The sequence below is a fragment of the Streptomyces mauvecolor genome (assembly GCF_039532965.1).
Lineage (GTDB): Bacteria > Actinomycetota > Actinomycetes > Streptomycetales > Streptomycetaceae > Streptomyces > Streptomyces violascens.
The window spans coordinates 70,220-87,144 of record NZ_BAAASQ010000010.1; the positions used below are offsets into that span (position 1 = coordinate 70,220).

Sequence of the window (16,925 nt, forward strand, 5' to 3'; positions counted from 1 at the left end):
TCATCGGGAGACCCCCTCCGTGTCGCGCGCCACCGCCGGCCCCGCCGTCAGCCCCTCCATCGGTTCTTCCGCGTCCTGAGCCGCCGTCAGTTCCGCCGGGTCGATGTCGGTCGCTTCCGCGAGGCGCTGCCAGTCGGCCCGCGCCCAGGAGTGCCGGTGCGCGGCGTCCGTACGGCAGCCGCACTCCGCCTCGGCGCAGCGGCAGCCCGGGTTCACGCACAGGACGGTCTCGCGGTGCGGGAAGACGCGCAGGGACACGGAGTCGCAGTACGGGCAGCGGCCTCCGACGCGGACCGGGCTCTCCGCGTCGCCAAGGGCCAGCGAGCAGCGGCGGGCCATCCGGCGGGCCTCACCCCGTACGTGCTCGGCCAGGACCGGGCGCGCCGCGATCTCGTCGAGCAGACCGATCAGCCGGGCCAGGCGCTGCTCGACCGTGCCGCGCGGCGGGCGCGGCAGGCGCAGCTTCTCGGTGACCGCCTCCTCCAGCTCCACCACTCCGTCGGTGATGTCGCGGATGGTGTCGGAGATGAACAGGCGTATCGGCGCGGCCGGCGCGGTGGGCCGGCCCGAGCGCCCGGCGCCGAGCGGGCGGGCGCCCCGGCTGGGGGCGAGCTCCTGGTGCAGCTCGGGGAACTGCCGGAGCAGGATGCCCAGCCAGACGGCGGCGGGGTCGGGGCGGTGGCTCATGACTGCTGCTCCTGTGCTCGTGCTCATGACTGCGGCTCCGGACGGCGGTCCGGGCCGGAACCGGCGGAGGGCGCGCGAAGGCGGTCGGCCGTACGGGGGCGGTCGGCGGTGTGGGGACGGTCGGAACCGGCCGGGATCCTCACCGGTCGGCCGTTGCGCCACAGGCGCCCGCCGCTGACGCCGTCGAACCAGCTGTGGCGCGGCGCGACGGCCTCCAGGCAGGAACGGCGTACGGGGCAGATGTCGCAGGCGCGCAGGGCGGGCCGGGCCGCCTCGGGCTCGCGGGCGAAGACGGCATCGTCGGGCAGGCCGATGCAGGCGGCGTGTGTACGCCAGTCCTCGGAGCGCCGGGCGGCGGGGTGGGCGCCCCGGGGCAGGGGTGCGCGGACGGGCGCGGGTGCGGGCATGGGATGGAGTCCCTCTCGGGAAGCGGGAGGGGTTGCGGTCCCTCTTGTTGCGGTGGCGCAATCAACAGTACCGATATTGCGTGCGAGTGCGCAACAAATCTTGCTCTTGGTTGTGAGGGATCAACGTTCCGTGGCCTGTTTCCGGCCGGTTGGCCCTGCGTATACCGGGTTTTTGCCCGGTGGGGTGGCTAGTTGCGGACTCGCACTTCATGCTGGTCATTGCGCGCGCGAACGGACGGTAGGGTCGGCTTTGTTGCGGAGGGAGCGTGCTATGGGCGAGAAAAGCTCGGATATGGAGCGGTTTGCGGGCTGGGTCGAGGACCTGATGCGCGAGCGCGGATACGACATCGACAGCCCGCGGGGCGGCGGCAGGTCCCGGCTCGCGGAGGACGCGGGCGTCCACCGGGCCGCGGTGACCCGGCTGCTGCAGCGGCAGAGCCTGCCCGACCTGGAGACCATGCGCGCCCTCGCGCGGGTTCTGGGGGTGGGGCTGCGGGACATGCTGATCGAGTCGGGCCGGGTGACGGCCGAGGACCTGCCGCTGCCGGACGGCCCCCGCAAGGGCGGCGCGGACGGCGGGCGGGGCAGCGCCACCCCCGCGGAGGCGGCCGAACTCCTGGGCATCCCGGACAGCCACCGCCGGCAGTTCGTCGAGATGGCCGAGATGATCATCGCGGTGAGCGGTGCCCGCCCCCAGGGCGTACACCCCCGCCGCTCGGCGAGCAGCTGAGCGGCGCCCCTCGGCGCACCCGTGATCCGGGCGGGGCGACCGAGGGGCTGCTCACCGGCGTGTCGGGGTGGACGGCATTTGTTTTGACCCAAGTCGATGAGGTAGGTACGCTCAGACCTTGTGCCTGGGGTGTGCCTGGGCTCCGCTGTGTGCCTACGTCCGCAGCGCGAGCTTCTGGACCGGCCACCGCAATCTGCGCTTCTCCTGCCTTTGGGTGGGGGTCTGCAGTATTCGACACACCCGACCGCGTGGGTCGGAGACGTGTTCCAGGTTAGTTTTACTACGGCACACAGAAACCGGAGAAGTAGTGCCTACGATCCAGCAGCTGGTCCGGAAGGGCCGGCAGGACAAGGTCGAGAAGAACAAGACGCCCGCGCTCGAGGGTTCGCCCCAGCGTCGTGGCGTCTGCACGCGTGTGTTCACGACCACCCCGAAGAAGCCGAACTCGGCGCTCCGTAAGGTCGCGCGTGTGCGTCTGACCTCCGGCATCGAGGTCACGGCTTACATCCCGGGTGAGGGTCACAACCTGCAGGAGCACTCGATCGTGCTCGTGCGCGGTGGCCGTGTGAAGGACCTGCCGGGTGTTCGTTACAAGATCATCCGCGGTTCCCTCGACACGCAGGGCGTCAAGAACCGTAAGCAGGCTCGCAGCCGCTACGGCGCCAAGAAGGAGAAGTAAGAATGCCTCGTAAGGGCCCCGCCCCGAAGCGCCCGGTCATCATCGACCCGGTCTACAGCTCTCCTCTTGTCACCTCGCTGATCAACAAGATCCTGCTGGACGGCAAGCGCTCCACCGCCGAGCGCATCGTCTACGGCGCCATGGAAGGCCTCCGCGAGAAGACCGGCAACGACCCGGTCATCACGCTGAAGCGCGCGCTGGAGAACGTCAAGCCGTCCCTCGAGGTCAAGTCCCGCCGTGTCGGTGGCGCGACCTACCAGGTTCCGGTTGAGGTCAAGCCCGGCCGTCAGTCCACCCTCGCGCTGCGCTGGCTCGTGGGCTACTCCCGCGCCCGCCGTGAGAAGACCATGACCGAACGCCTCATGAACGAGCTGCTCGACGCCTCCAACGGCCTCGGCGCTGCGGTCAAGAAGCGTGAGGACACCCACAAGATGGCCGAGTCCAACAAGGCCTTCGCGCACTACCGCTGGTAGTCGCTACCCACATCGAGACCGAGAGAAGACTGAGCCGATATGGCTACCACTTCACTTGACCTGGCCAAGGTCCGCAACATCGGGATCATGGCCCACATCGACGCGGGCAAGACGACCACCACCGAGCGGATCCTGTTCTACACCGGTGTCTCGTACAAGATCGGTGAGGTCCACGACGGCGCTGCCACGATGGACTGGATGGAGCAGGAGCAGGAGCGCGGCATCACGATTACGTCCGCCGCGACGACCTGCCACTGGCCGCTCGAGGACGTCGACCACACCATCAACATCATCGACACCCCGGGCCACGTGGACTTCACGGTCGAGGTGGAGCGTTCGCTCCGCGTCCTCGACGGTGCGGTCACCGTGTTCGACGGTGTCGCCGGTGTGGAGCCGCAGTCCGAGACGGTCTGGCGTCAGGCCGACCGTTACGGCGTTCCGCGTATCTGCTTCGTCAACAAGCTCGACCGCACCGGCGCTGAGTTCCACCGCTGCGTGGACATGATCGTGGACCGCCTCGGCGCCACCCCGATCGTGATGCAGCTGCCGATCGGTTCCGAGGCCAACTTCGAGGGCGTTGTGGACCTGGTCCGCATGAAGGCCCTCGTGTGGTCCGCGGAAGCGACCAAGGGCGAGATGTACGACGTCGTCGACATCCCGGCCACGCACACCGAGGCCGCTGAAGAGTGGCGCGGCAAGCTGGTCGAGACCGTCGCGGAGAACGACGAAGAGATCATGGAGCTCTTCCTCGAGGGCGTCGAGCCCACCGAGGAGCAGCTGTACGCCGCGGTGCGTCGTATCACCATCGCGTCCGGCAAGGGCGGCGACACCACCGTCACCCCCGTGTTCTGCGGCACCGCGTTCAAGAACAAGGGCGTCCAGCCCCTGCTCGACGCCGTGGTCCGTTACCTGCCTTCCCCCCTGGACGTCGAGGCCATCGAGGGCCACGACGTCAAGGACCCGGAGGTCGTGGTCAAGCGCAAGCCGTCCGACGAGGAGCCCCTCTCGGCGCTGGCGTTCAAGATCGCGAGCGACCCGCACCTGGGCAAGCTCACCTTCATCCGGATCTACTCCGGTCGCCTGGAGGCCGGCACCTCGGTGCTGAACTCCGTCAAGGGCAAGAAGGAGCGCATCGGCAAGATCTACCGCATGCACGCGAACAAGCGTGAGGAGATCGAGTCGGTGGGCGCCGGTGACATCGTCGCCGTCATGGGCCTGAAGCAGACCACCACCGGTGAGACGCTGTGCGACGACAAGTCCCCGGTGATCCTGGAGTCCATGGACTTCCCGGCGCCGGTGATCCAGGTCGCCATCGAGCCCAAGTCCAAGGGTGACCAGGAGAAGCTGGGTGTCGCCATCCAGCGTCTCGCGGAGGAGGACCCCTCCTTCCAGGTTCACTCGGACGAGGAGACCGGCCAGACCATCATCGGTGGTATGGGCGAGCTCCACCTCGACGTCCTCGTCGACCGTATGCGTCGCGAGTTCAAGGTCGAGGCGAACGTCGGCAAGCCGCAGGTCGCGTACCGCGAGACGATCCGCAAGACCGTCGAGCGCGTGGACTACACCCACAAGAAGCAGACCGGTGGTACCGGTCAGTTCGCCAAGGTGCAGATCGCGATCGAGCCCATCGAGGGCGGCGAGGCGTCGTACGAGTTCGTGAACAAGGTCACCGGTGGCCGCATCCCCCGGGAGTACATCCCGTCGGTGGACGCGGGTGCGCAGGAGGCCATGCAGTTCGGCATCCTGGCCGGCTACGAGATGACTGGCGTCCGCGTCATCCTTCTCGACGGTGGCTACCACGAGGTCGACTCCTCCGAGCTCGCGTTCAAGATCGCCGGTTCGCAGGCCTTCAAGGAGGCCGCGCGCAAGGCTTCTCCCGTGCTCCTTGAGCCGATGATGGCCGTCGAGGTCGTCACGCCCGAGGACTACATGGGTGAAGTCATCGGTGACATCAACTCCCGCCGTGGCCAGATCCAGGCCATGGAGGAGCGCAGCGGCGCCCGCGTCGTGAAGGGCCTCGTGCCCCTCTCGGAGATGTTCGGCTACGTCGGCGACCTCCGCAGCAAGACCTCGGGTCGCGCAAGCTACTCGATGCAGTTCGACTCCTACGCCGAGGTTCCGCGGAACGTCGCCGAGGAGATCATCGCGAAGGCCAAGGGCGAGTAACTCTTCCGAGTTCACGCTTTAGGCTTGTCACCGGAGCCACTGGGGCATTCGGCGTAAACCATCAGGTTTGCGGTGAATGCCCCGGGCCCCGGCATCCCAGCAAAGATCACCTGGCGCCGATGAAGCAAGGCGTACAGAACCACTCCACAGGAGGACTCAGTGGCGAAGGCGAAGTTCGAGCGGACTAAGCCGCACGTCAACATCGGCACCATCGGTCACATTGACCACGGTAAGACGACCCTCACGGCCGCCATTACCAAGGTGCTGCACGACGCGTACCCGGACCTGAACGAGGCCTCGGCCTTCGACCAGATCGACAAGGCTCCTGAGGAGCGCCAGCGCGGTATCACGATCTCGATCGCGCACGTCGAGTACCAGACCGAGTCGCGTCACTACGCCCACGTCGACTGCCCCGGTCACGCGGACTACATCAAGAACATGATCACGGGTGCCGCGCAGATGGACGGCGCGATCCTCGTGGTTGCCGCCACCGACGGCCCGATGCCGCAGACCAAGGAGCACGTGCTCCTGGCCCGCCAGGTCGGCGTTCCGTACATCGTTGTCGCCCTGAACAAGGCCGACATGGTGGACGACGAGGAGATCCTGGAGCTCGTCGAGCTCGAGGTCCGTGAGCTCCTCTCCGAGTACGAGTTCCCGGGCGACGACCTGCCGGTCGTCAAGGTCTCGGCGCTCAAGGCGCTCGAGGGCGACAAGGAGTGGGGCCAGTCGGTCCTGAACCTGATGGCCGCCGTCGACGAGGCGATCCCGCAGCCCGAGCGTGACGTCGACAAGCCGTTCCTGATGCCGATCGAGGACGTCTTCACGATCACCGGTCGTGGCACCGTCGTCACCGGTCGTATCGAGCGTGGTGTCCTGAAGGTCAACGAGACCGTCGACATCGTCGGTATCAAGACCGAGAAGACCACCACCACGGTCACCGGCATCGAGATGTTCCGCAAGCTGCTCGACGAGGGCCAGGCCGGTGAGAACGTCGGTCTGCTGCTTCGTGGCATCAAGCGCGAGGACGTCGAGCGCGGCCAGGTCATCATCAAGCCCGGTTCGGTCACCCCGCACACCGAGTTCGAGGCCCAGGCGTACATCCTGTCCAAGGACGAGGGTGGCCGTCACACGCCGTTCTTCAACAACTACCGCCCGCAGTTCTACTTCCGTACGACTGACGTGACCGGTGTCGTTACCCTCCCCGAGGGCACCGAGATGGTCATGCCGGGCGACAACACCGCCATGACGGTCGCGCTGATCCAGCCGGTCGCCATGGAGGAGGGCCTGAAGTTCGCCATCCGTGAGGGTGGCCGGACCGTGGGCGCCGGCCAGGTCGTCAAGATCGTCAAGTAATTACTTGACCGTCTGACCTGGTAGCTCGCTGAGCTGTCAGAAGAGCCCCGCACCTTTCGAGGTGCGGGGCTCTTCGCGTTGCCCGGGGTCTTGCGGCCGGGCCGCCGGGGGTTCTCCGGGTCGCCGGGGTTTCTACGGCCGCCAGGACCACGGCCGGGCGTCGACCCCGAGCCCGACGGCGAGCGCGCGCCCGTCCCGTACGTACAGGGTGGGAAGGCCGACGGGTACGGCACCCCGGGTGCGCTTGAACACCCTTTGTTCCCGGGCCAGTTGAACGATCCCCTTCTCGTCCGCACCCAGCACGAACCCGCTTGTGGCGCCGACCGGTCCGTACCCGTCGAGCGCGACGGGCTTGGCGGGGCGGCCGTTCACCTCTATGGACGTGAGGTGCGGGGAGGCGGGGGAGCCGGGGTCCTGGAGGGCCTTGCTGGCGTCGGCGGACGTGCGGTACAGGAGCTGTACGCCGTCGCCGAGCGGGACCGGGGCCACCGCGTCGACGGCGAGCGGGAGCCGCGATGGGGCGGGGGCGAGGGGCTTGCCCGGGGCGGCCTGGGTCCAGTGGTGCACGGTGTCGGCGCCGGCCGCGAAGACGTGCACGCGCCCGCGCCCGTCGACGACGCCGCTCAGCCCTTCCTGTACCGACTCGCCGCCGAGGTCGCGCCAGGGGGACCAGGCGCCGTCGGCCTCCCGGACGCGCGAGCTGATGCCGCGGTCGGCGTTGCGCACGAAGAGGTGGACGCGGCCGTCCGGCGCGGCGAGGGCGAGCGGAGTCCCGATCCGCCGCCCGCGATCGTCCCCGCGCTCGGGATTGCCGAGCCCGCGCCAGGCTCCGAACTTCCCGCCGGGGGAGGCCTGTTCGAGCGTGACGATCTCCCGGGTATTGGCGCCTGCCCGCCCCTGGAGGGACGAGAACCGCAGCCCGAACAGAATCTGACGCCCGTCGGAGAGGGTGGCGCCGCCGAGTACGGGAGCGAGGGGCGAGCCGCCGAGGTCCTCGGGGTCGCCCCAGCTGTCGTCGCCGTTCCGGCTCCACCGGACGGCGCGCATCCCGAGCACCCCGTAGGCGTACGAGCCGTCGCCGGACAGGACGAGCCGGGTGCCGGGGTGGCGGTAGTGGGTGGAGCGCACCCAGCCCTTCCAGTTGGTGAGGGGCCGCTTCCCGCCGACGTTGTAGTCCCCGCAGCCGCCGGGATTCCCGCACTGCCAGTCCTTGTCCCCGCCGTACGGAACAAGGTGTGCGGCCTTCTCGGCGAGCACCTTCGGGGGGAGGTTCTTGGGCCAGTGCCGGTTGTAGTAGGCGCGATAGGCGGTGGCGAGGAAGGCGTTGCCCCGCTCGGCGTGCCGGATCATCGCGGCCCAGGCGAAGGAGGCGGCGGCGGTGTGGTCGGCGTGATCGGAGTACCCCGGCTGCTCGGAGTCGTGCGAGCGGTTGGCGGGGGAGCTGTGCTGGATGTCGGGGTCGGGGTCGAGGGTCTGGACGAGGGTGGGCGCGTAGTCGTCGAGGATCCCGGCGAGCACGTCGACCATGTCGTCGTAGGTGTAGGCCTTGGCCTGGGTGAGCGGTGACCCTTTCGCGATGACGACAGGCAGCTGGAGGTGGTGGTCCTCCCAGAGGCCGGGCAGCCCCATCCGCCCCCCGAGCGGGGTGTGCATGGCGGTGTTGAGGAACACCAACTCCACGCTGCGGCCCCGGTGTTGGAGCCGGTTGACCTCGGCGCGGTGCCCGCCGCGCAGCTCGGTGACGGACTTCTCCCAGGGGGTGTACTTGTCGAGCCCGAGGAGGGTGGCGTAGGCCTGCCGCAGCCCCTGGTGCCGGGCGGAGGAGTAGGCGGCCTTGTCGTACACCGGCGCGCTGGTGTCGCTGACCACCCGGTTGTCCCCGTTGGCCTCCCCGCCGGTGACGTACACGCTGACCAGCGGAACCCCGGAGTCGAGGGTGTGCTGGGTGTCGGGATTCATGAAGTACAGATCGTCGTCCGGGTGGGCGAGGATCTGGAGGAGGAGGGGGGTGCGGGGGGCGGCGAGGGGGGTGTCGTCGGCGGTTCGGGCCGCGCGCGGCGCCGCCGGAACCGAGCACCCGGCGACGCTCGCCGTGAGCCCGGCGGCGGCCGCGGTACCGAGAAGAGCGCGACGGGAGACCCCGCCCCGGCCGCCGCGCTGCGCGCGACCGCTTACGTCGTACACGTGGGTTCCGTCCGCTGGGTACCGAGGGGGACACCGGTGATGCTACCGAGGGGGTGGTGGCGGGGGTGGAGAGGGTTATTCGTAGCGGGGCAGGGATTCGGTGGAGAGCGTCCACTCGGCGATGGTGACGTCCATCGAGGAGCGGCGTCCTGGCCTGCGCCGTCGCGTCGCTCGGGGTTCTCCGGGGCGGGGCCGCCGGGAACGTACCCGGTGATGAAGGGCGAATCGCGACTCCCGCGTCGCACCCGCACTGCCTCGGCCAACCCGCCCTGAACTCACCCCGGGTGCTTGGTGCAGGGCTGTTGGACGTGATGGTGCCCGCGGTCGGCGGCCCGGCAGGGGTCGCGCTCGATGCGGGGAGCCCGGACGGGGTGGTGTTCCCGCCAGTCGTGGGGATCGTGCGCAGGAGGCCATCGAGGTGTACCGGGAGGGCGAGAAGGAATCCCGGGAGGCGGTCGCGGCGTACAACAAGCAGGTCGACGCGTACAACGCCACGGTACGGAGCGGGCAGGACCCCGGGCCGCGGCCCGGCCCGTTCGCCGACCCGGGTCTCGTCAAGCAGCAGGGCGCCCAGGAGACCCTCGCCGAGGCGCGCCGCCAGCGCAACGATGCCGCGGGCCTGGCGCGTGGCCTGGTCCGGGCGGCCCTCGCCTCCGCTCCGGCCGAACCGCCGCCGCTGTCCCGTCTGGGCAGGGACTACCAGGACGTCATGGCCGGGGGCGCGATCGAGCTCGGCCACGCCGCCGGGGGCGTCGTGAAGGGCACTGCCGACGTCCTGAACTTCGCCCGCACTCTCAATCCCCAGGACTCCTACAACCTCCTCCACTCCGCCGAGTACGCGAAGGGCGTCGCCACCACTCTGACCGGCCTCGTCTCCATGACCGCCCACCGAACGACTTCAAGCGGGATCCCCTTGAATTCGGCGGGCGGCTGGCTCCCAACTTCGCCGATCCCGAAATGCTTGTTGCCGGCGGGCTGCGGTCGACCGCCCAGGCCGGCCTGCGGGAGGGCGTCGAGGACACGGCCCGAGCCGGGACGGAAAAGGGCGCGGCCGGGCATCCGGTCGAGGAGATTCCCCGGCAGCCGGAAGCACCGCCCGCCCCGGAGAAGCCCGATCCGCTCGCGGTGGCGGCCGACCGGTCGGTGGACGTGTCGAAGATCCCGGCGAACGCCGTCTGGCGAACCTCCGACGAACCGCTTTGGCGATTCGACACACGGCATCCGGACCAGGTATTCCGGGACGGTTTTCACCCCTGGGATCCTTCCAATACCAATTTGGAAGACTTCGTCGACAACAATACGCACTAGGCGTATGTGTCAACAACTCGCGATGCCGATCTGGGGTGGTATCCGGAGTACCGATACGAAGTCGATGCGCCGGGCGGCATCGATGTGAATGCTTCGCATCCCAAGAATTTCAGAACCGCGGATCAGGAGGTTGCCTTTCCTGGGGTTGTCCGTACGGAGAACATCAAGGAGGTGTGGGAGCGAACGCCTGACGGGCAGTGGGGTAAATTCACCCCGAATCCCCATTACCGGCCGCCCGTTGCCTCGGCCCCGCCCCCGGTCCCCGGTCTCGACCTGCCACCGGGATGGACGTTAGGACCGGGCGATGACGCCCCCAGCAGCCGAATCGCGCTGCACGGAGAAAATTGGATGGATTCAGTAATGAACGGAAACAACATGGCACCGTCGGAACCCGTCCTGACCGACGAATTGCGGGCCCAGGCGAAAAGGGCGCCGGGTAGCTGGCTCTACTCCATCGACCCGGCGTACGACCCGAGGGGAACGGTTCCGCCGTACGCGGTCATCGGTGCCTGGCCGGTCGATGCGCAGGGCGATCCGGGAGTGTTCCAGCGCAATCCCCATTATCGGCCGTCCCCGACGGCGCTCGGGCTTCCCGTCCCCACGGACGCGGTCGACGCGGCGGTGCAGCTGGCCGCGACGGGCCACGGGCCGGACGCCGACGTGGTCCGGCGCCTGGCCGGAGCGACGGTATTTCTGGTGCCGACGGCCGAACCCGGGCTGGCCCTGTACAGCGATGCCCAGGGCCGCTTCGTGCCCGTGCTGACCGCCCCGAACCACGCCCCGAGCGCGGCACCCCACCTGCAGCCCGTCACTTGCGCCCAGCTCCTGGCGTCCCTGCCGCCGGATGTCGCCCTCAAGCTGAACCCGGACAGCCGGGTGTCGGTACGCATCCCTTGGGCGGATGTGCGGGCGCCGATGCGTTGACGGCCTTCAACGCCCTCAACGGGCTGCGAGAACAGCGGAGTCGAAGTGATTGCGCGCCGCGCACAGCCATGGGCAACGGCGTGGTGTTCGCCGCCGACGGCTCCGAGGCCGTGCGTCTGAAGCGGCCCCCGGGGCTCGTGGCCGAGCCCTCGTGGGCCTCCGGGTTCCACCAGGCGTATCCGGACGCGGACGGGCGGCCCGTCGTGGTCGCGGCCACTCGGGTCGGCGACTTCTGGGGGAGGCCGGATGTGGCCCGGGGCACCCTCGTCGACGTGCGGGAATGCCGCCGAGGGGCGCCCAGCCGCGTGCCGAATGCGTGAGCCCCTGTGACGTGGGGTACGCTTCCCGGCTGCGATTGGCCAGGCCATGGCCCTGTATGGCAGACTGTCGGGGTTGCTCGGTTGAGTGCCGATGCTGCGCGCCTCCCGCCGGGAGGACCGGAAGCGAGTCCCACAGTACTCGTCGTCCCTGCTCAGGGGCGGACGTACGGGAATCTTCCGGGAAGTGTCAGCGGGGCTCCAACCAGGCGTCCGGTGGGTGTTCTGCCCCCGTCTGCGAGGTCCTGTGGCCCGCATCCCCTTGGTTGGGAAATTCCGTATGGGATTTCTGCGTAGAGGGAGTGCGACACGCCCGACCGCGTGGGTCGGAGGTGGGAGTCGGTGGATCCCCCGGGTTCCAGAGCGTTACGAGACAAAGGACTACTAGGTAGCCATGGCGGGACAGAAGATCCGCATCCGGCTCAAGGCCTACGACCACGAGGTCATCGACTCCTCGGCGAAGAAGATCGTCGAGACGGTGACCCGCACTGGTGCGTCGGTCGCGGGCCCGGTGCCGCTGCCCACTGAGAAGAACGTGTACTGCGTCATCAAGTCGCCGCACAAGTACAAGGACTCTCGCGAGCACTTCGAGATGCGCACGCACAAGCGCCTCATCGACATCCTCGACCCCACGCCGAAGACGGTTGACTCGCTGATGCGCCTCGACCTCCCGGCCGGTGTCGACATCGAGATCAAGCTCTGAAGGGACGGGCCGAGATGAGCAAGAACATCAAGGGCGTCCTGGGCGAGAAGCTCGGCATGACCCAGGTCTGGGACGAGAACAACCGGGTTGTCCCGGTCACCGTCATCAAGGCCGGGCCGTGCGTCGTGACGCAGGTTCGCACCAACGACGTCGACGGCTACGAGTCGGTCCAGATCGCCTTCGGCGAGATCGACCCGCGCAAGGTGAACAAGCCCCTCAAGGGCCACTTCGCCAAGGCCGACGTGACCCCGCGCCGCCACCTGGTGGAGCTCCGCACCCCTGACGCCAGCGAGTACACGCTGGGCCAGGAGATCACTGCCGAGGTGTTCGAGTCCGGCGTCAAGGTTGACGTCACGGGCAAGAGCAAGGGCAAGGGCTTCGCCGGTGGCATGAAGCGTCACAACTTCAAGGGCCTGGGCGCCGGTCACGGTGTGCAGCGCAAGCACCGCTCGCCCGGTTCCATCGGTGGCTGCGCCACCCCTGGCCGTGTGTTCAAGGGCACCCGCATGGCGGGCCGCATGGGCAACGAGCGTGTCACCACCCAGAACCTGACCATCCACGCGGTTGACGCGGAGAAGGGTCTGCTGCTCATCAAGGGCGCGGTCCCCGGTCCGAACGGCGGCCTCGTCCTGGTCCGTACCGCGGCCAAGGGGGCTTGAGGTAATGAGCACCATTGACATCCTTTCGCCGGCAGGCGACAAGGCCGGTACCGTCGAGCTCCCCGCGGAGATCTTCGACGCGAAGACCAGCGTTCCGCTGATCCACCAGGTCGTCGTCGCTCAGCTGGCAGCTGCCCGTCAGGGCACGCACAAGACCAAGACCCGTGGCGAAGTCCGCGGTGGTGGCAAGAAGCCCTACCGCCAGAAGGGCACCGGCCGCGCGCGCCAGGGTTCGACCCGTGCGCCGCAGTTCGCCGGCGGTGGCGTCGTCCACGGCCCCGTGCCGCGTGACTACTCGCAGCGCACCCCGAAGAAGATGAAGGCGGCCGCCCTGCGCGGTGCCCTCTCCGACCGGGCGCGCCACTCCCGCATCCACGTCGTCACCGGCGTGGTCGAGGGCACGGCTTCCACCAAGGCCGCCAAGACGCTGTTCGGCAAGATCTCGGAGCGCGCCAACCTGCTCCTGGTCGTCGACCGCGCCGAAGAGGCCGCGTGGCTGTCCGCCCGCAACCTGCCCCAGGTCCACATCCTGGAGCCGGGCCAGCTGAACACGTACGACGTGATCGTCTCCGACGACGTGGTCTTCACCCAGGCCGCTTTCGAGTCCTTCGTGTCTGGCCCCAAGGCCGATGACAACGAGGGGAGCGAGGCCTGATGGCCGAGATCACCAGCAAGACCTTCACGGACCCGCGCGACATTCTTGTCAAGCCGGTTGTTTCCGAGAAGAGCTACGCGCTGCTCGACGAGAACAAGTACACGTTCATCGTCAAGCCGGGCTCCAACAAGACCCAGATCAAGCAGGCCGTGGAAGCGGTCTTCTCGGTCAAGGTCACCGGGGTCAACACGATCAACCGCCAGGGCAAGCGCAAGCGCACGAAGACCGGTTTCGGCAAGCGTGCCGACACCAAGCGCGCCATCGTGACCCTTGCTGAGGGCGACCGTATCGACATCTTCGGCCAGGCCTCCTAACGGAGCGCCCTGGTCCGAATATCGGACGAGGACTGAGAAATGGGTATCCGCAAGTACAAGCCGACGACTCCGGGCCGTCGTGGCTCCAGCGTCGCCGACTTCGTCGAGATCACGCGGTCCACGCCGGAGAAGTCGCTGGTCCGCCCCCTGCACAGCAAGGGCGGCCGTAACAACACCGGTCGTGTGACCGTCCGTCACCAGGGCGGTGGCCACAAGCGCGCCTACCGCGTGATCGACTTCCGTCGTCACGACAAGGACGGCGTGCCGGCCAAGGTCGCTCACATCGAGTACGACCCGAACCGCACCGCGCGCATCGCGCTCCTGCACTACGCAGACGGCGAGAAGCGCTACATCATCGCGCCCCGTGGCCTCAGCCAGGGTGACCGCGTTGAGAACGGCCCCGGGGCCGACATCAAGCCGGGCAACAACCTGGCGCTGCGCAACATCCCGGTCGGTACGACCATCCACGCCATCGAGCTGCGTCCCGGCGGCGGTGCGAAGTTCGCCCGCTCCGCGGGTGCTTCGGTGCAGCTGCTGGCGAAGGAGGGCACGATGGCCCACCTTCGTATGCCGTCCGGCGAAATTCGCCTGGTCGACGCCCGCTGCCGCGCCACCATCGGCGAGGTCGGCAACGCCGAGCAGTCGAACATCAACTGGGGCAAGGCCGGCCGCATGCGCTGGAAGGGCGTCCGCCCGACCGTCCGCGGTGTCGCGATGAACCCGGTTGACCACCCGCACGGTGGTGGTGAGGGCAAGACCAGTGGTGGTCGCCACCCGGTCTCCCCGTGGGGTCAGAAGGAGGGTCGTACTCGCTCGCCGAAGAAGGCATCGAGCAAGTACATCGTCCGCCGCCGCAAGACGAACAAGAAGCGCTAGGAGCGGGTTTAGATGCCGCGCAGTCTCAAGAAGGGACCCTTCGTCGACGGACACCTCGTAAAGAAGGTGGACGCTCAGAACGAAGCTGGTACCAAGAACGTCATCAAGACCTGGTCCCGTCGCTCGATGATCATCCCGGCCATGCTCGGCCACACGATCGCGGTGCACAACGGCAAGACCCACGTCCCGGTGTTTGTCTCCGAGTCGATGGTCGGCCACAAGCTCGGTGAGTTCTCGCCGACTCGCACCTTCCGCGGCCACGTCAAGGACGACCGGAAGTCGAAGCGCCGCTAACGCGGGGTGGAATGACCATGACAGACACTGGAAGGACAACCATGGAAGCCAGGGCCCAGGCGCGGTACATCCGCGTTACGCCCATGAAGGCCCGCCGAGTGGTGGACCTTATCCGTGGCATGGATGCCACGGAGGCTCAGGCGGTCCTGCGTTTCGCCCCGCAGGCCGCGAGCGTGCCGGTAGGCAAGGTGCTTGACAGCGCCATTGCCAACGCCGCGCACAACTACGACCACACGGACGCCTCTTCGCTGTTCATCAGCGAGGCGTTTGTGGACGAGGGCCCGACCCTGAAGCGGTTCCGTCCGCGTGCTCAGGGCCGTGCCTACCGGATCCGTAAGCGGACCAGCCACATCACCGTGGTCGTCAGCAGCAAGGAAGGAACCCGGTAATGGGCCAGAAGGTTAACCCGCATGGGTTCCGGCTCGGTATCACCACGGACTTCAAGTCCCGCTGGTACGCCGACAAGCTGTACAAGGACTACGTCAAGGAAGACGTCGCCATCCGTCGGATGATGACGTCCGGCATGGAGCGCGCCGGCATCTCGAAGGTTGAGATCGAGCGCACCCGTGACCGCGTGCGGGTGGACATCCACACCGCGCGTCCCGGCATCGTCATCGGCCGCCGTGGCGCCGAGGCCGACCGCATCCGCGGCGACCTCGAGAAGCTCACGGGCAAGCAGGTCCAGCTGAACATCCTCGAGGTCAAGAACCCCGAGATGGACGCTCAGCTGGTTGCTCAGGCCGTTGCCGAGCAGCTCTCCTCCCGCGTCTCCTTCCGTCGTGCCATGCGCAAGAGCATGCAGGGCACGATGAAGGCCGGCGCCAAGGGCATCAAGATCCAGTGCGGTGGCCGTCTCGGCGGCGCCGAGATGTCCCGCTCGGAGTTCTACCGCGAAGGCCGTGTGCCGCTGCACACCCTGCGCGCGAACATCGACTACGGCTTCTTCGAGGCCAAGACGACCTTCGGCCGCATCGGCGTGAAGGTCTGGATCTACAAGGGCGACGTCAAGAACATCGCCGAGGTTCGCGCCGAGAACGCAGCGGCCCGTGCGGGTAACCGCCCGGCCCGTGGTGGCGCCAACGACCGTCCGGCCGGTGGCCGCGGTGGCCGTGGCGGCGAGCGTGGCGGTCGCGGCCGCAAGCCGCAGCAGGCTGCGCCGGCTGCCGAGGCCCCCAAGGCCGAGGCTCCCGCCGCCGCCGCTCCGGCTGAGAGCACCGGAACGGAGGCCTGACCGAAATGCTGATCCCCCGTAGGGTCAAGCACCGCAAGCAGCACCACCCCAAGCGCCGCGGTATGGCCAAGGGTGGTACGACGGTTGCGTTCGGCGAGTACGGCATTCAGGCCCTCACGCCGGCGTACGTGACCAACCGCCAGATCGAGGCGGCTCGTATCGCGATGACCCGCCACATCAAGCGTGGCGGCAAGGTCTGGATCAACATCTACCCGGACCGCCCGCTGACGAAGAAGCCTGCCGAGACCCGCATGGGTTCCGGTAAGGGTTCTCCGGAGTGGTGGGTCGCGAACGTCCACCCGGGCCGGGTGATGTTCGAGCTGTCCTACCCGAACGAGAAGATTGCTCGTGAGGCGCTCACCCGAGCTGCTCACAAGCTCCCGATGAAGTGCCGCATCGTCCGGCGCGAGGCAGGTGAGGCGTGATGTCGGCCGGAACCAAGGCGTCCGAACTGCGCGAGCTGGGCGACGAGGAGCTTCTCAACAAGCTCCGCGAAGCCAAGGAAGAGCTGTTCAACCTCCGCTTCCAGGCGGCGACGGGCCAGCTCGAGAACCACGGTCGGCTCAAGTCCGTCCGTAAGGACATCGCCCGGATCTACACCCTGATGCGCGAGCGCGAGCTGGGCATCGAGACGGTGGAGAGCGCCTGATGAGCGAGAAGAATGTGACTGAGACGACTGAGCAGCGCGGTTTCCGCAAGACCCGTGAGGGTCTCGTCGTCAGCGACAAGATGGACAAGACCGTCGTCGTCGCTGTCGAGGACCGCGTGAAGCACGCGCTGTACGGCAAGGTCATCCGCCGTACGAACAAGCTCAAGGCGCACGACGAGCAGAACGCTGCCGGTGTCGGCGACCGCGTCCTCATCATGGAGACGCGTCCGCTGTCGGCGAGCAAGCGCTGGCGCATCGTCGAGATCCTCGAGAAGGCCAAGTAATTATCTGAGGGGTTTCCCTCAGGTCAGTTCCG

General features: G+C 68.1%; 21 protein-coding genes and 2 pseudogenes. 20 read left to right on the top strand and 3 right to left on the bottom strand.

Annotated elements, in window-relative coordinates:
* Positions 1-687: a hypothetical protein gene (locus ABD346_RS15210; RefSeq protein WP_344375244.1), complete on the bottom strand. Its 687-nt coding sequence runs from the start codon at positions 685-687 to the stop codon at positions 1-3.
* Between the two features lie 23 nt (positions 688-710).
* Positions 711-1,094, bottom strand: coding sequence for a WhiB family transcriptional regulator (locus ABD346_RS15215; protein ID WP_344375246.1), 384 nt, complete (start codon positions 1,092-1,094; stop codon positions 711-713).
* Positions 1,095-1,365: 271 nt separating this feature from the next.
* Here ABD346_RS15215 and ABD346_RS15220 point away from each other — a divergent pair, with 271 nt between their 5' ends.
* The 5 genes from ABD346_RS15220 to tuf all read left to right on the top strand — a co-directional run bounded on the left by ABD346_RS15220 (position 1,366) and on the right by tuf (position 6,495).
* A complete protein-coding gene (locus tag ABD346_RS15220) occupies positions 1,366-1,824 on the top strand; it encodes a helix-turn-helix domain-containing protein (protein ID WP_344375247.1) in 459 nt (152 codons plus the stop codon).
* A 307-nt stretch (positions 1,825-2,131) separates the two neighbouring features.
* Positions 2,132-2,503, top strand: coding sequence for a 30S ribosomal protein S12 (gene rpsL / locus ABD346_RS15225; protein WP_003948652.1), 372 nt, complete (start codon positions 2,132-2,134; stop codon positions 2,501-2,503).
* A gap of 2 nt (positions 2,504-2,505) precedes the next feature.
* Positions 2,506-2,976, top strand: a complete 471-nt coding sequence (rpsG, locus tag ABD346_RS15230; RefSeq protein WP_053731192.1) for a 30S ribosomal protein S7 — start codon at positions 2,506-2,508, stop codon at positions 2,974-2,976.
* 39 nt (positions 2,977-3,015) lie between these two features.
* On the top strand, positions 3,016-5,142 hold the full coding sequence (fusA, locus tag ABD346_RS15235) for an elongation factor G (protein ID WP_189963081.1): 2,127 nt from the start codon (positions 3,016-3,018) through the stop codon (positions 5,140-5,142).
* Between the two features lie 159 nt (positions 5,143-5,301).
* Positions 5,302-6,495, top strand: coding sequence for an elongation factor Tu (tuf, locus tag ABD346_RS15240; protein WP_053731194.1), 1,194 nt, complete (start codon positions 5,302-5,304; stop codon positions 6,493-6,495).
* Positions 6,496-6,627: 132 nt separating this feature from the next.
* On the opposite strand, the gene ABD346_RS15245 is transcribed toward tuf, so the two are convergent.
* Positions 6,628-8,679: a PIG-L family deacetylase gene (locus tag ABD346_RS15245; protein WP_344375251.1), complete on the bottom strand. Its 2,052-nt coding sequence runs from the start codon at positions 8,677-8,679 to the stop codon at positions 6,628-6,630.
* A gap of 418 nt (positions 8,680-9,097) precedes the next feature.
* On the opposite strand from ABD346_RS15245, the pseudogene ABD346_RS38630 reads away from it, so the two are divergent.
* The 15 genes and pseudogenes from ABD346_RS38630 to rpsQ all read left to right on the top strand — a co-directional run.
* A pseudogene (locus ABD346_RS38630) lies at positions 9,098-9,289 on the top strand (putative T7SS-secreted protein); the annotation flags it as partial.
* A 347-nt stretch (positions 9,290-9,636) separates the two neighbouring features.
* Positions 9,637-10,203, top strand: a pseudogene (locus ABD346_RS38635) (scabin-related ADP-ribosyltransferase); the annotation flags it as partial.
* Positions 10,204-10,362: 159 nt separating this feature from the next.
* Positions 10,363-10,911, top strand: a complete 549-nt coding sequence (locus ABD346_RS15255; RefSeq protein ID WP_344375254.1) for a type VII secretion system-associated protein — start codon at positions 10,363-10,365, stop codon at positions 10,909-10,911.
* Positions 10,912-10,979: 68 nt separating this feature from the next.
* Complete coding sequence (locus ABD346_RS15260) at positions 10,980-11,231, top strand: hypothetical protein (protein WP_344375255.1); 252 nt, start codon at positions 10,980-10,982, stop codon at positions 11,229-11,231.
* Between the two features lie 391 nt (positions 11,232-11,622).
* Entirely contained in the window at positions 11,623-11,931 is a 309-nt protein-coding gene (rpsJ, locus tag ABD346_RS15265) for a 30S ribosomal protein S10 (RefSeq protein WP_003948644.1), read from the top strand.
* Positions 11,932-11,945: 14 nt separating this feature from the next.
* Complete coding sequence (gene rplC, locus ABD346_RS15270) at positions 11,946-12,590, top strand: 50S ribosomal protein L3 (protein ID WP_344375256.1); 645 nt, start codon at positions 11,946-11,948, stop codon at positions 12,588-12,590.
* A 4-nt stretch (positions 12,591-12,594) separates the two neighbouring features.
* The gene (gene rplD / locus ABD346_RS15275; protein WP_344375258.1) at positions 12,595-13,245 is read left to right on the top strand and encodes a 50S ribosomal protein L4; all 651 of its coding nucleotides are present in this window, start codon (positions 12,595-12,597) and stop codon (positions 13,243-13,245) included.
* Complete coding sequence (gene rplW / locus ABD346_RS15280; protein ID WP_053727606.1) at positions 13,245-13,559, top strand: 50S ribosomal protein L23; 315 nt, start codon at positions 13,245-13,247, stop codon at positions 13,557-13,559. The genes rplD and rplW overlap by 1 nt, the downstream gene beginning before the upstream one ends.
* Before the next feature lie 39 nt (positions 13,560-13,598).
* Positions 13,599-14,435 (top strand): 50S ribosomal protein L2, encoded by an 837-nt coding sequence (gene rplB, locus ABD346_RS15285; RefSeq protein WP_114037186.1) that lies wholly within the window; start codon positions 13,599-13,601, stop codon positions 14,433-14,435.
* A gap of 12 nt (positions 14,436-14,447) precedes the next feature.
* Positions 14,448-14,729 (top strand): 30S ribosomal protein S19, encoded by a 282-nt coding sequence (gene rpsS, locus ABD346_RS15290; RefSeq protein WP_100578122.1) that lies wholly within the window; start codon positions 14,448-14,450, stop codon positions 14,727-14,729.
* A 41-nt stretch (positions 14,730-14,770) separates the two neighbouring features.
* Positions 14,771-15,118 (top strand): 50S ribosomal protein L22, encoded by a 348-nt coding sequence (gene rplV, locus ABD346_RS15295; protein WP_030359020.1) that lies wholly within the window; start codon positions 14,771-14,773, stop codon positions 15,116-15,118.
* Complete coding sequence (gene rpsC / locus ABD346_RS15300; RefSeq protein WP_053727609.1) at positions 15,118-15,960, top strand: 30S ribosomal protein S3; 843 nt, start codon at positions 15,118-15,120, stop codon at positions 15,958-15,960. Before rplV ends, rpsC begins: the two co-directional genes overlap by 1 nt.
* 5 nt (positions 15,961-15,965) lie before the next feature.
* A complete protein-coding gene (gene rplP / locus ABD346_RS15305) occupies positions 15,966-16,385 on the top strand; it encodes a 50S ribosomal protein L16 (RefSeq protein ID WP_053727610.1) in 420 nt (139 codons plus the stop codon).
* On the top strand, positions 16,385-16,609 hold the full coding sequence (rpmC, locus tag ABD346_RS15310; RefSeq protein ID WP_003966952.1) for a 50S ribosomal protein L29: 225 nt from the start codon (positions 16,385-16,387) through the stop codon (positions 16,607-16,609). Before rplP ends, rpmC begins: the two co-directional genes overlap by 1 nt.
* The gene (rpsQ, locus tag ABD346_RS15315) at positions 16,609-16,893 is read left to right on the top strand and encodes a 30S ribosomal protein S17 (RefSeq protein WP_008739702.1); all 285 of its coding nucleotides are present in this window, start codon (positions 16,609-16,611) and stop codon (positions 16,891-16,893) included. Before rpmC ends, rpsQ begins: the two co-directional genes overlap by 1 nt.
* The last annotated feature ends 32 nt before the right edge of the window (positions 16,894-16,925 follow it).

What these genes read in the sequence shown, in the direction of transcription:
- rplB (WP_114037186.1), top strand. Translation starts at nt 13,599, where the DNA reads ATGGGTATCCGCAAGTACAAGCCGACGACTCCGGGCCGTCGTGGCTCC.
- rplD (WP_344375258.1), top strand. Translation starts at nt 12,595, where the DNA reads ATGAGCACCATTGACATCCTTTCGCCGGCAGGCGACAAGGCCGGTACC.
- rpsC (WP_053727609.1), top strand. Translation starts at nt 15,118, where the DNA reads ATGGGCCAGAAGGTTAACCCGCATGGGTTCCGGCTCGGTATCACCACG.
- rpmC (WP_003966952.1), top strand. Translation starts at nt 16,385, where the DNA reads ATGTCGGCCGGAACCAAGGCGTCCGAACTGCGCGAGCTGGGCGACGAG.
- rplC (WP_344375256.1), top strand. Translation starts at nt 11,946, where the DNA reads ATGAGCAAGAACATCAAGGGCGTCCTGGGCGAGAAGCTCGGCATGACC.
- rpsS (WP_100578122.1), top strand. Translation starts at nt 14,448, where the DNA reads ATGCCGCGCAGTCTCAAGAAGGGACCCTTCGTCGACGGACACCTCGTA.
- rpsG (WP_053731192.1), top strand. Translation starts at nt 2,506, where the DNA reads ATGCCTCGTAAGGGCCCCGCCCCGAAGCGCCCGGTCATCATCGACCCG.
- rplV (WP_030359020.1), top strand. Translation starts at nt 14,771, where the DNA reads ATGGAAGCCAGGGCCCAGGCGCGGTACATCCGCGTTACGCCCATGAAG.
- ABD346_RS15210 (WP_344375244.1), bottom strand. Translation starts at nt 687, where the DNA reads ATGAGCCACCGCCCCGACCCCGCCGCCGTCTGGCTGGGCATCCTGCTC.
- fusA (WP_189963081.1), top strand. Translation starts at nt 3,016, where the DNA reads ATGGCTACCACTTCACTTGACCTGGCCAAGGTCCGCAACATCGGGATC.
- ABD346_RS15220 (WP_344375247.1), top strand. Translation starts at nt 1,366, where the DNA reads ATGGGCGAGAAAAGCTCGGATATGGAGCGGTTTGCGGGCTGGGTCGAG.
- ABD346_RS15215 (WP_344375246.1), bottom strand. Translation starts at nt 1,094, where the DNA reads ATGCCCGCACCCGCGCCCGTCCGCGCACCCCTGCCCCGGGGCGCCCAC.
- rplP (WP_053727610.1), top strand. Translation starts at nt 15,966, where the DNA reads ATGCTGATCCCCCGTAGGGTCAAGCACCGCAAGCAGCACCACCCCAAG.
- rpsQ (WP_008739702.1), top strand. Translation starts at nt 16,609, where the DNA reads ATGAGCGAGAAGAATGTGACTGAGACGACTGAGCAGCGCGGTTTCCGC.
- ABD346_RS15255 (WP_344375254.1), top strand. Translation starts at nt 10,363, where the DNA reads ATGGCACCGTCGGAACCCGTCCTGACCGACGAATTGCGGGCCCAGGCG.
- rpsJ (WP_003948644.1), top strand. Translation starts at nt 11,623, where the DNA reads ATGGCGGGACAGAAGATCCGCATCCGGCTCAAGGCCTACGACCACGAG.
- ABD346_RS15260 (WP_344375255.1), top strand. Translation starts at nt 10,980, where the DNA reads ATGGGCAACGGCGTGGTGTTCGCCGCCGACGGCTCCGAGGCCGTGCGT.
- rplW (WP_053727606.1), top strand. Translation starts at nt 13,245, where the DNA reads ATGGCCGAGATCACCAGCAAGACCTTCACGGACCCGCGCGACATTCTT.